Consider the following 14,371-nt stretch of genomic DNA (forward strand, 5'->3'; position numbering starts at 1 on the left):
CGACGGGGCGAACGTCGCCTGTCGGGGCACTAGGCAGCCTCACCCCCGCCCGGACCCCCGGTTCCTGAAACGCCCGGAGCGCCTAGAAGACGGACTCCGTCTCGTCCATGCGGTCCTTGGGGACGGTCTTCAGCTCCGTCACCGCCTGGGCCAGCGGGACCATCACGATGTCGGTGCCGCGCAGCGAGGTCATGTGGCCGAACTCACCGCGGTGGGCGGCCTCCACCGCGTGCCAGCCGAAGCGGGTGGCGAGGACGCGGTCGTAGGCGGTCGGGACACCGCCGCGCTGGACATGACCGAGGATGACCGGCTTGGCCTCCTTGCCGAGCCGGCTCTCCAGCTCGTACGCCAGCGCCGTGCCGATGCCCTGGAAGCGCTCGTGGCCGAACTTGTCGATCTCGCCCTTGCCGTAGTCCATGCTGCCCTCGACCGGGTGGGCGCCCTCGGCGACGCAGATCACCGCGAACTTCTTGCCGCGGGCGAACCGCTCCTCGACCATCTTCACCAGGTCGGCCGGGTCGAAGGGGCGCTCGGGCAGGCAGATGCCGTGCGCGCCGGCCGCCATGCCGGACTCCAGCGCGATCCAGCCCGCGTGCCGGCCCATGACCTCCACGACCATCACGCGCTGGTGGGACTCGGCCGTGGTCTTCAGCCGGTCCATGGCCTCGGTGGCCACGCCGACGGCCGTGTCGAAGCCGAAGGTGCGGTCCGTGGAGGAGATGTCGTTGTCGATCGTCTTCGGCACGCCCACCACCGGCAGCCCGGCGTCCGACAGCATGCGCGCCGCGGTCAGCGTGCCCTCGCCGCCGATCGGGATCAGCGCGTCGATGCCGAACCGGTGGATCATGTCCGAGGCGTTCTCGCAGGCCTCGCGGAGCCGGTCGCGCTCCAGCCGGGAGGAGCCGAGGATGGTGCCGCCGCGGGCGAGGATGCCGCCCACCGCGTTGAGGTCCAGGGTGCGGTAACGCCCGTCGAGCAGGCCCGCGTAGCCGTCCTCGAAGCCGATGACCTCGTCGCCGTACGCCGTGGCCGCCCGGTGCACGACCGACCGGATCACCGCGTTCAGTCCCGGGCAGTCGCCGCCCGCCGTGAGAACTCCGATACGCATCCTGCTGTGTCTCCTGCTCGCTGTTGACACCGGTGATCCCGTCCGATTGTTTCATGTCCGGACGATGGTCACGGCCTGGCGGGCGCCATAGCTACCGCCGGGGGTACTGTCAAGGGGATTCCGCTCACCCCGGTGGGCGTTTTTTGCAGGACGCCATCCCCGGCCGACGAGTGATCCCCGAGGAAACGGAGAGCCCGCGTGACCCGCAGCGTGTACGTGACCGGTATCGACCGCGGTGACGGCCGGCAGGTCGTCGAGCTGGGAGTCATGGAACTGCTGACCCGGCAGGTGGACCGGGTGGGCGTCTTCCGTCCCCTCGTCCACGACGGCCCCGACCGCCTCTTCGAGCTGCTGCGCGCCCGCTACCGGCTCCCCCAGGACCCGGCGACCGTCTACGGCCTCGACTACCAGGAGGCGTCCGCCCTCCAGGCCGAGCAGGGCACCGACGAACTGGTCTCCGCCCTCGTCGACCGCTTCCACGTGGTCGCCCGGGACTACGACGTGGTGCTCGTCCTCGGCACCGACTTCGCCGACACCCAGCTCCCGGACGAGCTGTCCCTCAACGCCCGGCTCGCCAACGAGTTCGGGGCCTCCGTCCTGCCGGTCGTGGGCGGCCGCAGGCAGAGCGCGGAGTCGGTGCTCGCCGAGACCCGCAACGCCTACCGCGCCTACGACGGCCTCGGCTGCGACGTGCTGGCCATGGTCACCAACCGGGTGGCCCGCGAGGACCGCGACGAGATCGCCGAGCGGCTGGCCGGCCGGCTGCCGGTGCCCTGCTGGGTGGTGCCCGACGAGCCGGCCCTGTCCGCGCCGACAGTCGCGCAGATCACCCAGGTCCTGGACGGCCGGGTGCTGCTGGGCGACGACTCCGGACTGGCCCGCGACGCCCTGGACTTCGTCTTCGGCGGCGCCATGCTGCCCAACCTCCTCAAGGCGCTGACCCCCGGCTGCCTGGTGGTCACCCCCGGCGACCGCGCCGACCTGGTCATCGGCTCGCTCGCCGCGCACAGCGCCGGCACCCCGCCGATAGCCGGCGTGCTGCTCACCCTGAACGAGGCGCCCCGGCAGGAGATCCTCACCCTGGCCGGCCGCCTCGCCCCGGGCACCCCGGTGGTCTCGGTGTCCGGCAACAGCTTCCCCACCGCCGAGCGGCTGTTCTCCCTGGAGGGCAAGCTCAACGCGGCCACCCCGCGCAAGGCGGAGACCGCGCTCGGCCTGTTCGAGCGGTACGTCGACACCGCCGACCTCAGCAAGCGGGTCTCCGCGCCCAGCGGCGACCGGGTCACCCCGATGATGTTCGAGCACCAGCTCCTCGAACAGGCCCGCCGCGACCGGCGCCGGGTCGTGCTGCCGGAGGGCACCGAGGAGCGCGTGCTGCACGCGGCGGAGGTGCTGCTGCGCCGGGGCGTGTGCGACCTGACGCTGCTCGGCCCGGTGGAGGTGATCCGCAAGAAGGCCGCCGACCTGGGCATCGACCTCGGGGACGCGCAGCTCATCGACCCGGCCGTCTCCGACCTGCGGGACGCCTTCGCCGAGCGGTACGCGGCGCTGCGCGCCCACAAGGGCGTCACGGTGGAGCTGGCGTACGACGTCGTCTCCGACGTGAACTACTTCGGCACGCTCATGGTGCAGGAGGGGCTGGCCGACGGCATGGTGTCGGGCTCGGTGCACTCCACGGCCGCGACCATCCGGCCCGCGTTCGAGATCATCAAGACCCGCGACGACGCCTCGATCGTCTCCTCCGTGTTCTTCATGTGCCTGGCCGACAAGGTCCTCGTCTACGGCGACTGCGCGGTCAACCCGGTCCCGGACGCCGAGCAACTGGCCGACATCGCCGTCCAGTCGGCGGCCACCGCCGCCCGGTTCGGGGTGGAACCGCGGATCGCCATGCTGTCGTACTCCACCGGCGACTCCGGTTCGGGCGCCGACGTGGACAAGGTGCGCGAGGCGACCGAGCTGGTCCGGCTGCGCCGCCCGGACCTGATGATCGAGGGGCCGATCCAGTACGACGCGGCCGTGGAACCCTCGGTGGCCGCCACCAAGCTGCCCGGCTCGGAGGTGGCGGGGCAGGCCACCGTGCTGATCTTCCCCGACCTGAACACCGGCAACAACACCTACAAGGCCGTGCAGCGTTCGGCCGGCGCGGTCGCGGTCGGCCCGGTCCTCCAGGGCCTGCGCAAGCCGATCAACGACCTGTCCCGCGGCGCCCTGGTGCCGGACATCGTCACCACCGCGGCCATCACGGCGATCCAGGCCCAGTCGTCCGGCGACTGACCCTCCCCCGGCCGCGTCCGCCGGGGCGCCGCCCCCGCGCGCGCGGCCGCAGACCTCCACCACTCCGACCAGAAAGCCCCAGCGCTCGTGACCGCGACCCGCGTCCTCGTCCTCAACTCCGGCTCCTCGTCGCTGAAGTACCAGCTGCTCGACATGCGCGACGCGACCCGGCTCGCCGTCGGCCTGGTGGAGCGCATCGGCGAGCAGACCTCACGGCTCAAGCACACCTGCCTGGCCACGGGGGACGGCCGCGAGCAGAACGGCCCGATCGCCGACCACGACGCCGCGCTGAAGGCGGTCGCGGAGGAACTGGCCAGGGACGGGCTCGGCCTGGACTCCCCCGAACTGGCCGCGATCGGGCACCGGGTGGTGCACGGCGGCATGTTCTTCACCCAGCCCACCGTCGTCGACTCCACCGTGCTCACCGAGATCGAGCGGCTGATCCCGGTGGCACCGCTGCACAACCCGGCCAACCTCACCGGCATCCGCACGGCCATGGCGCTGCGCCCCGACCTGCCGCAGGTCGCCGTCTTCGACACGGCGTTCCACACGACCATGCCGGAGTCCGCGGCCCGCTACGCGATCGACACGAAGCTCGCCGACCGGCACCGGGTGCGGCGCTACGGCTTCCACGGCACCTCGCACGCCTACGTCTCCCGCGCGACCGCCGAACTGCTGGGCAGGGCGCCGGAGGACGTCAACGTCATCGTGCTGCACCTGGGCAACGGCGCCTCGGCCTCGGCGGTCCGGGGCGGCCGGTGCGTGGACACCTCCATGGGGCTCACCCCGCTGGAGGGGCTGGTGATGGGAACGCGTTCCGGTGACCTCGACCCGGCCGTCATCTTCCATTTGCAGCGAGTCGGCGGAATGTCCATGGACGAGGTCGACACTCTCCTCAACAAGAGGAGTGGTTTGTTCGGTCTGTGCGGCGACAACGACATGCGGGAGATTCGGCGCCGGATGGAGGAGGGCGACGAGGACGCGCGGCTCGCGTTCGAGATCTACATCCACCGGCTGAAGAAGTACGTGGGCGCCTATTACGCGGTACTCGGCACGGTGGACGCGGTCGCCTTCACGGCCGGCGTCGGCGAGAACGCGGCCTTCGTGCGCGAGGCCGCCCTCGCGGGCCTTGAGGGCCTGGGCCTGGCCGTGGACCGCGACCGGAACGCCGTACGCGGCGAGGAGGCGCGGCTGATCTCGCCCGAGGGCGCGCGGGTCGCCGTGGCCGTGGTTCCCACGGACGAGGAAATGGAGATCGCCACCCAGACTTACGCACTGGTCGGAAAGGACGGCTGAGCACGTCCGCGGAATTCCCGCCGGCACTCGACTGAGCGCCGAGGCGCCCATTTGTATCTTCCATCAGACGGAATATTCCGGAGCGAAACAAACCGATAGGATCGCCCCATGCGCCGTTCGAAAATCGTCTGTACTCTCGGCCCAGCGGTCGACTCCCACGAGATGCTCGTCGCCATGATCGACGCGGGCATGAACGTGGCCCGGTTCAACTTCAGCCACGGAACGCACGCCGAGCACCAGGCACGGTACGACCGGGTCCGCGCCGCGGCCAAGGAGACCGGCCGGGCCATCGCCGTCCTCGCCGACCTCCAGGGCCCGAAGATCCGGCTGGAGACCTTCGCCGAGGGTCCGGTGGAGCTCGAGCGGGGTGACGAGTTCACCATCACCACCGAGGACGTCCCGGGCGACAAGCACGTCTGCGGTACGACGTACAAGGGGCTGCCGGGCGACGTCTCGCGCGGCGACCAGGTCCTCATCAACGACGGCAACGTCGAGCTGAAGGTCGTGGACGTCGAGGGCCCGCGGGTGAGGACGATCGTCATCGAGGGCGGCGTCATCTCCGACCACAAGGGCATCAACCTGCCCGGCGCCGCGGTGAACGTGCCCGCGCTGTCCGAGAAGGACGTCGAGGACCTGCGCTTCGCGCTCCGCATGGGCTGCGACATGGTCGCCCTGTCCTTCGTCCGCGACGCCAAGGACGTCTCCGACGTCCACCGGGTCATGGACGAGGAGGGCCGCCGCGTCCCCGTCATCGCCAAGGTGGAGAAGCCGCAGGCGGTGGAGAACATGCAGGACGTCGTGATGGCGTTCGACGGTGTGATGGTCGCCCGCGGCGACCTGGCCGTCGAGTACCCGCTCGAGAAGGTCCCCATGGTGCAGAAGCGCCTGATCGAGCTGTGCCGTCGCAACGCCAAGCCGGTGATCGTGGCGACCCAGATGATGGAGTCGATGATCACCAACTCCCGTCCGACCCGCGCTGAGGCCTCCGACGTGGCCAACGCGATCCTGGACGGCGCCGACGCGGTCATGCTGTCGGCCGAGTCGAGCGTGGGCGCCTACCCGGTCGAGACCGTCAAGACGATGTCGAAGATCGTCAGGGCGGCCGAGGAGGAGCTGCTCGCCAAGGGTCTGCAGCCGCTGGTGCCGGGCAAGAAGCCGCGCACGCAGGGCGGTTCGGTGGCCCGCGCCGCCTGCGAGATCGCCGACTTCCTGGGCGCCAAGGGCCTGGTGGGCTTCACCCAGTCCGGCGACACCGCGCGCCGGCTGTCCCGCTACCGCGCCTGCCAGCCGATCCTGGCCTTCACCACCGACGAGTCCACCCGCAACCAGCTCGCGCTCAGCTGGGGCGTGGAGCCGCACGTGGTGCCGTTCGTCAACAGCACCGACGAGATGGTCGACCTGGTCGACCAGGAGCTGGTCAAGCTCAACCGCTTCGCCCCCGGCGACACGGTCATCATCACCGCCGGCTCGCCCCCCGGCGTCCCCGGCACCACCAACATGGTCCGCGTCCACCACCTGGGCGGCGGCGCCCGCGACTGACCGCGCGCACGGCCGCCCGGCCGGCCGTCACACGACTGAGGGCGTCCCCTGCGAACAGGGGGCGCCCTCAGCGGTGTTCCGGCTCCCGGACAGGCCCGCGGCCGGTCAGTCGGTCGTGTACACATGCATCCCGGGGATGTGCAGGTCGCCGCCGAACTGGGCCGCCTGGACCACTTTGACCTTGGTGAAGTAGATCAGCGGGATGTTCAGCGGCGGAGGGCTCTTCGGGCTGAAGGTGACCGGGATCAGACCGAACAGGTTGCCGGAGATGCTCTCGGTGTACATCACCGTGTCTCCGTTGCGGATCGTGGACGTGGAGCCCTTGGCGGCCTGTACGTGGTAGGTCTTGCCTGCCTGCTTGTCCTTGACCGTCTGGTGCAGGTCCCCGATGTCGGTGCCATCCGAAATGACGTACTTCAGCACCCTCTTGACGGTGCCGTTGGCGGTGCGCACCTCCACGATGCCCTTGTAGTCGGCGCCCTTCAGCAGCAGTGAACTGGCGTCCAGGTACCAGGGGTCGTCCGCCAGGAGCACGCTGTTGTCCACGCCGCCCTCGGCGTCGGTGGCGGCCGGGCAGTTCTCCGGGTCCGTCGTGGAACCCGCCGACGGGCTCGGCGTGGCCGTCGCGGCGCCGGCCGCCTCTCCGGCCGCCTCCTTGGCGTCCTCGACGGCCTTCCCGGCCTCCTCGGCCGTCCCGGACACCGCGCCGGTCACGTCCTTCACGGTGCCCTTCACCGTGTCGGTGACCTTCCCGGCCGTGTCCTCGGCCGGATCGGAGACGCCGTCGCCGTCATCCTTGGTGCCGCCCGCCGAAGGCGTGGCGGAGGCGGTCGGCGCGACCCCGGGCTCCGCGGTGGCCCCGGAGCCCTTGCCCGCGAGGAGGCCTCCGAGCGCGTCCCCGACGCCACCGAGCGTGTCCCCGACGGTCCCCAGCAGGCCGCCGCCCCCGGACGCCGGCGGGGCCGTCGTGGCGGCGCCCCCGGTGCCCGAACCGCCCGGATCGCTCTGCGAGGCGGTGGGAGCGGGTTCGGGCTCGGCCTTGTCGGACGTGCGCGAGGAGGAGGCGTGCGAGGAGCCCTCGTCCTGCTGGCCGTTCTGGTCCGCCTGGCCGTTCTGGTCCGCCTGGCCGTCCTGTCCCGTGGAGGACGTGGCAGAGGGGTCCGGCTTCGCGGTGGCGCCCTGGTCGTCCTCGGCGGTGCCACCGGCGCTCTCGGAGGTCTCGGAGGAGGACGGGGCCGGTGAGGCCGAGTCCTTGTCCTGCGAGCCGTCCAGCGCCGCGACACAGTCCTTGTACTCGTCGGCGGTCAGGCTCTTGGCCGACGGCGCCGTCGCGTTGTTGTCGGCGACGGCGTGCGTGGACGTGAAGCCCATGCCCATGAGGACCGCCGTCGGCATCGCCGCCATGGCTATCGCCTTGCCGGCCGGCATGTGGAACCTGGTGAACAGCGGCTTCTTGGGTGCCGCGTGGCGCGGCCCGGTTCTCACACGGGACTCCTCCACTCCCGTCCCGTGAGTCACCTCGTCAGCCGGCACTGTGCCTCCCGTTCGCCCCGTTGGCCGGGCTCGTTCCTGACAGGTCGTTCTCCCCCAGTGCCTCGAAGCCCTGGGAGGGGCCTTCCTTGCTCATCGGGTCAACCACCGGCCCGGGCGGTACCGGGTCGCCCCCTGCCGGGCCGGGTGCGGCCTCGGGGGCCCCACCCCATACCGGACCGTCCCGTTCGATGTCCTCCGGCGCGGGCGGCACGCCCTCCGCCCACGACACGGCCATCGCGCCGCCGACGAGCGCCAGCAGGAAGCCGATGACGAAGCCGCCGAAGTTGGACACGGGGATGGACACCAGCGCCAGCAGTATCGCCGCGACACCCGCGAAGACCCGGATGTGCTTCTGGAACCACAGGCTGATGCCCAGGACGATGAGCAGCACGCCGATGATCAGGGACCCGGCTCCCGCGGTGGTGGCCATCGCCAGGGTCAGATGACCGAGCTGGAGGTGGGCGTACGGGAAGTACATGATCGGAAGGCCGCCGAGCAGGACGAACAGGCCTGCCCAGAACGGACGTGTGCCCCGCCAGGCGCGGAACTGCAGCCTCCGGCGGGTGAACTGGCCGTCTGCGGCAGGAGTCTCGGCGCTCATGGAAAACAGCTCCCTGGTGCAGCGTTGCTGTGATGAGGGTGGTGCTCGGTCGGTGTGGGGGGGGTGTGTGAAGAGCGGGCGGAAGGTGGAACGGGCGGGGGCGCCGTCGGCTCCCCCGCCCGTCACCGAGTGCCTAGTAGCACTCCTTGGTACCCGTCGCCAGCGACATGCTGAGTCCGCTGAGCTTGAAGGTCCCGGCGGTGGTCGCCCACGCCGTCTGCTTCACGTCGGTCAGAACGGCCGAGTCGGCCTGCTGGGCGAACCCGAAGGGGTTGGCCTGCTCGTTGCCGCCCTTCATGCCCGGACCCTTGCCGGCGTCCTTGGCCGCAACACCGATGTCGATGTTGTTGAAGGTGGCGTCGGCTTGCAGGTTGGCGACGTCGATGTAGAGGTTGTCGGCACTGACCGGCGTCTTGCCGCCGCCCGCCCTCAGGACCAGGCTCACATTACCGAAGGGCGTCGGGGTGACGACCGACTGGCACATATTGGTGATCGTGGCCTTCTTGAACGCCGAGACCGCGACCGGGTGAACCTCGTCCTTGCCCTCAAGGCTCTTGCCCGAGTCGATCGCGCCGTACTGGGAGAACCCCTTGCCTTCCAGCCGGTCGGCCGTCACCTTGAACGACTGACCCGACACACTGAACGACGCGGCGAGGGCACCCTGCGCCAGGGCCACGCCTATCGCCGCCGTCGCGGCCACGCTGGGCACCATGACCACAGCGAACCGCTTCCATCTGGTCCCGCCACGCACCTGGGACTCCATAATTCCTCCTTCTCGGACGTACATCTCCTGGCCCGGCTCGCCACCGGCCGGCGGCTCGGCCGGGCAGGGATGGGAGAAGTGCTACGTCCTCGGGAAGGAGAGCGCCCGCGCTCGGTGGCGCCAACCGCGCCCGAATCACCGGCGATCACCCCCGAGCGACAACCACTGGTCGCGCCTGACACGCATCACGCACAACCTTGCTGGACAGGCTTCGCCAGCCGGCGAAGACCCCCCTGCCCAAAGGGACGGCGTCACTGCCGCCGGCCCTGCTCGGTGGGGACCCAGGCACCCCATGTCCCGGTTGGCTGCCGGGGGTACGGGGATGGACCGAGCGTCGCCGATCGTGGTGCATTCTCGCCGCCCGCACAAGGGGGTTCGTTACTCGCTGGTAACGGCGGTATGACCGGGATACGACTCACCGGCCCCGAACGGCGACACTCGGTGCTAACAAAGGGGAGAACAAAACGGTGGATGCCCGGACGGAACCGGGCGGAACCACACCGTTGATTTACTGCCAGTAACAGCGGCCGCGTTGACCAAGTTTTGGTAAAGCGCGGCCGCCCTGACGACTCCTCGGCCAATCTTTCACTCGGGCATCACACGCCGGTGTTTAACGACCGGCCGCCCCGGGGCCGTTGGCCCGGATCAGAACAGCGCCCGCGCCAACGCCCGGCGCGCTCCCGTGACTCGCGGGTCCTCGGGCCCGACGACCTCGAAGAGTTCCAGCAGCCTCAGCCGCGCCGCGTCCCGGTCCTCACCGGCGGTGCGCCGCACGGTGTCGATGAGCCGGCCGAAGGCGTCCTCCACATGACCGCCCACCAGATCCAGGTCGGCGGCGGCGATCTGCGCCTGCACGTCGGCGGGCTTCTCGGCCGCCTCCTTGCGCACCCGCTGCGGGTCGAGACCCTGCACCCGCTGGAGCAACTCGGCCTGCACCAGGCCGAGTTTGGCCTCGGGGTTGGCCGGGTCGTCGGCCAGCACGTTCTTGTACGCCTGCACCGCGCCGCCCAGGTCGCCGGCGTCCAGCGCCTGCGAGGCCGCGTTCAGCAGCGCGTCGTACGGGCCGACCGGGACCTGCGGGGCCGGCTGCGCGCCCGCCTCGGCGTCCGGGTCGACGGTCAGGCCGGTCAGCCCGAACCGCTGCTCGGCGACCTGCACCAGCTGGTCCAGCGTCTGCCGGATCTGCTCCTCGCCCGCCGCCCCCTGGAACAGGGGCAGGGCCTGACCGGCGACCACCGCGAAGACCGCGGGGATCCCCTGGACGCCGAACTGCTGCATCAGCAACTGGTTGGCGTCGACGTCGATCTTGGCGAGCAGGAAGCGCCCGTTGTACTCGACGGCCAGCCGCTCCAGGACCGGGCTCAGCTGCTTGCACGGCTGACACCACTCGGCCCAGAAGTCGATGACGACGGGCACCTCCGCCGACCGCTGGAGGACATCGCGCTCGAAGGTGGCCTCGTCGACGTCGATCACGAGATCGGCCGGGGAGACCGCCCCCGCGCCGCCCTCCCTGGCCGCCTGGGCGCGCGCCTGCTCCGCCTTCGCCTTCGCCTCCTGGGCCGCCTTCACCGCGGCGAGGTCGACGACTCCGCTCATGGACATGTTCCGTGGCTGCATGCGCCTATCCTCCCCCGTTCTGCCCGCCTGAGTGAAAACCGCCGGGAAAGCCGTACCGCGCCGGGCGCCCGGTCCCCACCTGGCACCCTGTGGTCGTCGCTGGGACGCGGGCTCGCACCCGCGTTTCGCTACGACCCGTAGCGTAATGGCCGCGGACGCCCGCGCGGAAGCACGGCGCGGTGATCTCTCTCACGACCGGACAGGAACCACTCGTTTTCGGTCCGGTTATGGTCAGGGGATGCAGAGCCGTACCCCCGCCGCCCGCGCCGGCCGGCCGCGCAGCGCCGCCGCCGACGCGGCGATCCTGGCCGCCACCCGGGCGGCGCTGGTGGAACTGGGCTGGTCCCGGCTCACCCTGGGGGACGTGGCCACCCGGGCCGGGGTCGCGAAGACGACGCTGTACCGCCGCTGGGCGGGCAAGAACGAACTCGTGGTCGACGCCGTCGCCGAACTCTTCGACGAACTCCGTCTCCCCGACCGCGGCAGCCTCGCCGCCGACATCGAGGGCGTGGTCCTCCAGTTCGCCGGGATCCTGGCCCGGCCCGAGGCCAGGAGCGGCCTGATGGCCGTGGTCGCCGAGTCGACGCGCGACGAGGCGCTGCGCGAACGCATCCGCACCTCGATCGTGGACCGCCAGAAGCGCCTGGTCCTGGAGGGCCGCGCCCGCGCCCAGGACCGGGGCGAGCTCCCCCCGGAGCCGGACCCTGAGGAGGCCGCCCGCACGGTCGGCCTGATCTTCGACATCGTCGCGGGCGCCGTGGTGCACCGCACCCTGGTCAGCGCCGAACCGGCGGACGAGGAATGGGTGCGCGGCCTCACCCGGGTCCTGCTGACCGGGCTGGCTGCGAGCGGCTGACGAGGGTGCCGGGACGGAGGCGACCGCCCCGGCACCGGGTCTCAGAACCCCGCGGGCTCCGTGTAGACACCCCACTCGTCCCGCAGCACCCCGCAGATCTCGCCCAGCGTGGCCTCGGCGCGCACGGCGTCGAGCATCGGCTCGATCATGTTGGCGCCGGACCGCGCGGCCGCCAGCATCGCGTCCAGCGCGGAGCGGACGACGCCGTCGTCCCGCCCGGACCTGCGCTCCCCGAGCACGCGCACCTGCTCCCGCTCCACCTCGTGGCTGACCCGCAGGATCTCCAGATCGCCGGTGACCGAGCCGGTGTGGACGTTGACGCCGACGACCCTCTTGTCGCCCTTCTCCAGCGACCGCTGGTACCGGAACGCCGACTCCGCGATCTCTCCGGTGAACCACCCGTCCTCGATGCCCCGCAGGATCCCGGACGTGATCGGCCCGATCGGGTGCTGCCCGTCGGGGTGCGCCCGCAGCCCCCGCTCCTTGATCTGCTCGAAGATCTTCTCGGCGTCCGCCTCGATCCGGTCCGTCAGCTGCTCGATGTACCACGAACCGCCCAGCGGATCGGCGACGTTGGCGACCCCGGTCTCCTCCATCAGCACCTGCTGGGTGCGCAGCGCGATCTCCGCGGCCTGCTCGCTCGGCAGCGCGAGCGTCTCGTCGAGCGCGTTGGTGTGCAGCGAGTTGGTGCCGCCGAGCACCGCCGCGAGCGCCTCGACGGCCGTACGCACGACGTTGTTGTACGGCTGCTGGGCGGTCAGCGAGACCCCGGCGGTCTGCGTGTGGAAGCGCAGCCACTGCGCCTTGTCGGTCTTCGCGCCGTAGACGTCCCGCATCCACCGGGCCCAGATGCGGCGCGCGGCGCGGAACTTGGCGATCTCCTCGAAGAAGTCGAGGTGCGCGTCGAAGAAGAAGGACAGGCCGGGCGCGAAGACGTCGACGTCGAGGCCGCGGCTCAGCCCCAGTTCGACGTACCCGAAGCCGTCGGCGAGCGTGTACGCCAGCTCCTGCGCGGCCGTCGCCCCGGCCTCGCGGATGTGGTAACCGGAGACCGACAGCGGCTTGTACGCGGGGATCCTGGCGGCGCAGTGCTCCATCAGGTCGCCGATGAGGCGCAGATGCGGCTCGGGCTGGAAGAGCCACTCCTTCTGCGCGATGTACTCCTTGAAGATGTCCGTCTGGAGCGTGCCGTTGAGGACGGAGGCGTCCACGCCCTGCCGCTCCGCGGCGACCAGGTACATGCAGAAGACGGGGACGGCCGGCCCGCTGATCGTCATCGACGTGGTGACGTCACCGAGCGGGATGTCCTTGAACAGCACCTCCATGTCGGCCGCCGAGTCGATGGCCACGCCGCAGTGGCCGACCTCGCCCAGCGCACGGGGGTCGTCGGAGTCGCGGCCCATGAGCGTCGGCATGTCGAAGGCGACCGAGAGACCGCCTCCGCCGTTGCCGAGGATCATCTTGTAGCGCTCGTTCGTCTGCTCGGCGTTGCCGAACCCGGCGAACTGCCGGATCGTCCACGTACGCCCCCGGTAGCCGGTCGGGTACAGGCCGCGGGTGAAGGGGTACTCCCCCGGCCAGCCGATCCGCTCGAATCCCTCGTACGTGTCTCCCGGTCGGGGACCGTACACAGGCTCCACGGGGTCGCCGGAGAGCGTGGTGAAGTCCGCCTCGCGCTTGCGTGCGGCGTCGTACCGGGCCTGCCAGCGGTGGCGGCCCTCCTCGATGGCGTCAGCGTCCATACCCTCGAATTTACTAGGACGTCCAAGTAAATGTCGACGGCTGACCGCCATACGTGTTCCGTACGGCGGTGGCGCCGTGCCTACGCCTTGGCGACCGCGGGGGCCTCGCCCTGCTCGGCGAGCCGGGACTCCAGCTCGCGGCTGACCTTGCGCTCCACGAAGAACGCGGCGGTCGGGACGGTGCCGGCGAGGAGCACCCACAGCTGCTTGGTGACCGGCCACTTCGCCTTGGAGCCCAGGTCGAAGGCGAACACCAGGTACACGACGTACAGCCAGCCGTGCGCGATGCCGACGACGCTCGTGAAGCTCGCCGCGCCGTTCATGCCGAGCAGGTACTTGGCGATCACGCCGAGAGTCAGCAGGACCAGCAGCACACCGGTGACGTAGGCCATGACCCGGTAGCGGGTCAGCACGCTTCGTTTCATGGGGACGAGCGTAACCACCCGTTCCGGGAGATCTTGCCCGGGGTGGCCGTGGCGCGGCGGCCCGTGGCCCGGCCTCTCAGTCCTCGTCGAAGTCGTGCGCGGCGATCCGCAGCGGGCGCAGCATCGCGAAGATCTCGCCGCACTCCTCGGCGTCGTAGGCCCCGAGGCCGAACTCCATCGACATCAGGTCGCGGGTGGCCGAATCGACGACCTCGCGGCCCTTGTCGGTGATGACGGCGAGCGTGCCGCGCCCGTCGTTGGGGTTGGGGCGCCGGGCGACCAGGCCGGACTTGACCAGCCGGTCCACGGTGTTCGTCACGGACGTGGGGTGCACCATCAGGCGCTCGCCGATCTTGGACATCGGCAGTTCGCCGGCCTTGGAGAAGGTGAGCAGCACCAGGGCCTCGTAGCGCGCGAAGGTCAGCCCGTACGGCTTGACCACCGCGTCGACCTCGGCGAGCAGGATCTGGTGGGCGCGCATGATCGAGGTGATCGCGGCCATGGACGGCACGCTTCCCCAGCGCTGCTTCCAGAGCTCGTCGGCACGGGCGATGGGGTCGAAAGGGAGACTGAGGGGCTTCGGCACGTCACCAGACCCTACCGGGCGGTCATATGCC

General features: G+C 70.8%; 12 protein-coding genes. 4 read left to right on the plus strand and 8 right to left on the minus strand.

Annotated elements, in window-relative coordinates; all coding sequences use genetic code 11:
* Positions 1 to 82: 82 nt before the first annotated feature.
* The gene (locus ACIP4X_RS06270) at positions 83 to 1,108 is read right to left on the minus strand and encodes an ATP-dependent 6-phosphofructokinase (protein WP_358729339.1); all 1,026 of its coding nucleotides are present in this window, start codon (positions 1,106 to 1,108) and stop codon (positions 83 to 85) included.
* A 198-nt stretch (positions 1,109 to 1,306) separates the two neighbouring features.
* On the opposite strand from ACIP4X_RS06270, the gene pta reads away from it, so the two are divergent.
* The 3 genes from pta to pyk all read left to right on the plus strand — a co-directional run bounded on the left by pta (position 1,307) and on the right by pyk (position 6,217).
* Complete coding sequence (gene pta / locus ACIP4X_RS06275) at positions 1,307 to 3,382, plus strand: phosphate acetyltransferase (protein ID WP_391457057.1); 2,076 nt, start codon at positions 1,307 to 1,309, stop codon at positions 3,380 to 3,382.
* An 87-nt stretch (positions 3,383 to 3,469) separates the two neighbouring features.
* Positions 3,470 to 4,678, plus strand: a complete 1,209-nt coding sequence (locus ACIP4X_RS06280) for an acetate kinase (protein ID WP_358729337.1) — start codon at positions 3,470 to 3,472, stop codon at positions 4,676 to 4,678.
* Positions 4,679 to 4,786: 108 nt separating this feature from the next.
* Positions 4,787 to 6,217 (plus strand): pyruvate kinase, encoded by a 1,431-nt coding sequence (gene pyk / locus ACIP4X_RS06285; protein ID WP_358729336.1) that lies wholly within the window; start codon positions 4,787 to 4,789, stop codon positions 6,215 to 6,217.
* Positions 6,218 to 6,322: 105 nt separating this feature from the next.
* On the opposite strand, the gene ACIP4X_RS06290 is transcribed toward pyk, so the two are convergent.
* From ACIP4X_RS06290 to ACIP4X_RS06305, 4 genes are all read right to left on the minus strand, one after another.
* Complete coding sequence (locus ACIP4X_RS06290; protein WP_401346929.1) at positions 6,323 to 7,750, minus strand: hypothetical protein; 1,428 nt, start codon at positions 7,748 to 7,750, stop codon at positions 6,323 to 6,325.
* A complete protein-coding gene (locus ACIP4X_RS06295) occupies positions 7,740 to 8,351 on the minus strand; it encodes a DUF6114 domain-containing protein (protein ID WP_401346932.1) in 612 nt (203 codons plus the stop codon). The genes ACIP4X_RS06290 and ACIP4X_RS06295 overlap by 11 nt, the downstream gene beginning before the upstream one ends.
* Positions 8,352 to 8,484: 133 nt before the next feature.
* On the minus strand, positions 8,485 to 9,114 hold the full coding sequence (locus ACIP4X_RS06300) for a DUF6230 family protein (RefSeq protein ID WP_401346933.1): 630 nt from the start codon (positions 9,112 to 9,114) through the stop codon (positions 8,485 to 8,487).
* 645 nt (positions 9,115 to 9,759) lie between these two features.
* Positions 9,760 to 10,731 (minus strand): tetratricopeptide repeat protein, encoded by a 972-nt coding sequence (locus ACIP4X_RS06305; RefSeq protein WP_358729332.1) that lies wholly within the window; start codon positions 10,729 to 10,731, stop codon positions 9,760 to 9,762.
* 238 nt (positions 10,732 to 10,969) lie between these two features.
* Between ACIP4X_RS06305 and ACIP4X_RS06310 the strand changes: the two genes are divergently transcribed.
* On the plus strand, positions 10,970 to 11,587 hold the full coding sequence (locus ACIP4X_RS06310; protein ID WP_401346936.1) for a TetR/AcrR family transcriptional regulator: 618 nt from the start codon (positions 10,970 to 10,972) through the stop codon (positions 11,585 to 11,587).
* Between the two features lie 41 nt (positions 11,588 to 11,628).
* Here the strand turns inward: ACIP4X_RS06310 and ACIP4X_RS06315 are convergent, their stop codons facing one another.
* The 3 genes from ACIP4X_RS06315 to ACIP4X_RS06325 all read right to left on the minus strand — a co-directional run bounded on the left by ACIP4X_RS06315 (position 11,629) and on the right by ACIP4X_RS06325 (position 14,340).
* A complete protein-coding gene (locus ACIP4X_RS06315) occupies positions 11,629 to 13,329 on the minus strand; it encodes a methylmalonyl-CoA mutase family protein (RefSeq protein ID WP_358729330.1) in 1,701 nt (566 codons plus the stop codon).
* Between the two features lie 80 nt (positions 13,330 to 13,409).
* Positions 13,410 to 13,754 (minus strand): DUF3817 domain-containing protein, encoded by a 345-nt coding sequence (locus ACIP4X_RS06320; protein ID WP_358729329.1) that lies wholly within the window; start codon positions 13,752 to 13,754, stop codon positions 13,410 to 13,412.
* A 76-nt stretch (positions 13,755 to 13,830) separates the two neighbouring features.
* On the minus strand, positions 13,831 to 14,340 hold the full coding sequence (locus ACIP4X_RS06325) for a MarR family winged helix-turn-helix transcriptional regulator (RefSeq protein ID WP_401346940.1): 510 nt from the start codon (positions 14,338 to 14,340) through the stop codon (positions 13,831 to 13,833).
* Positions 14,341 to 14,371 lie beyond the last annotated feature (31 nt).

Origin of the sequence: Streptomyces sp. NPDC088817 (genome assembly GCF_044750345.1) — a bacterium.
GTDB lineage: Bacteria > Actinomycetota > Actinomycetes > Streptomycetales > Streptomycetaceae > Streptomyces.

Excerpts from the sequence above, each read along its gene's own strand:
- ACIP4X_RS06270 (WP_358729339.1), bottom strand. The coding sequence starts at position 1,108 with ATGCGTATCGGAGTTCTCACGGCGGGCGGCGACTGCCCGGGACTGAAC.
- pyk (WP_358729336.1), top strand. The coding sequence starts at position 4,787 with ATGCGCCGTTCGAAAATCGTCTGTACTCTCGGCCCAGCGGTCGACTCC.
- ACIP4X_RS06295 (WP_401346932.1), bottom strand. The coding sequence starts at position 8,351 with ATGAGCGCCGAGACTCCTGCCGCAGACGGCCAGTTCACCCGCCGGAGG.
- ACIP4X_RS06300 (WP_401346933.1), bottom strand. The coding sequence starts at position 9,114 with ATGGAGTCCCAGGTGCGTGGCGGGACCAGATGGAAGCGGTTCGCTGTG.
- ACIP4X_RS06305 (WP_358729332.1), bottom strand. The coding sequence starts at position 10,731 with ATGCAGCCACGGAACATGTCCATGAGCGGAGTCGTCGACCTCGCCGCG.
- ACIP4X_RS06310 (WP_401346936.1), top strand. The coding sequence starts at position 10,970 with ATGCAGAGCCGTACCCCCGCCGCCCGCGCCGGCCGGCCGCGCAGCGCC.
- ACIP4X_RS06315 (WP_358729330.1), bottom strand. The coding sequence starts at position 13,329 with ATGGACGCTGACGCCATCGAGGAGGGCCGCCACCGCTGGCAGGCCCGG.
- ACIP4X_RS06320 (WP_358729329.1), bottom strand. The coding sequence starts at position 13,754 with ATGAAACGAAGCGTGCTGACCCGCTACCGGGTCATGGCCTACGTCACC.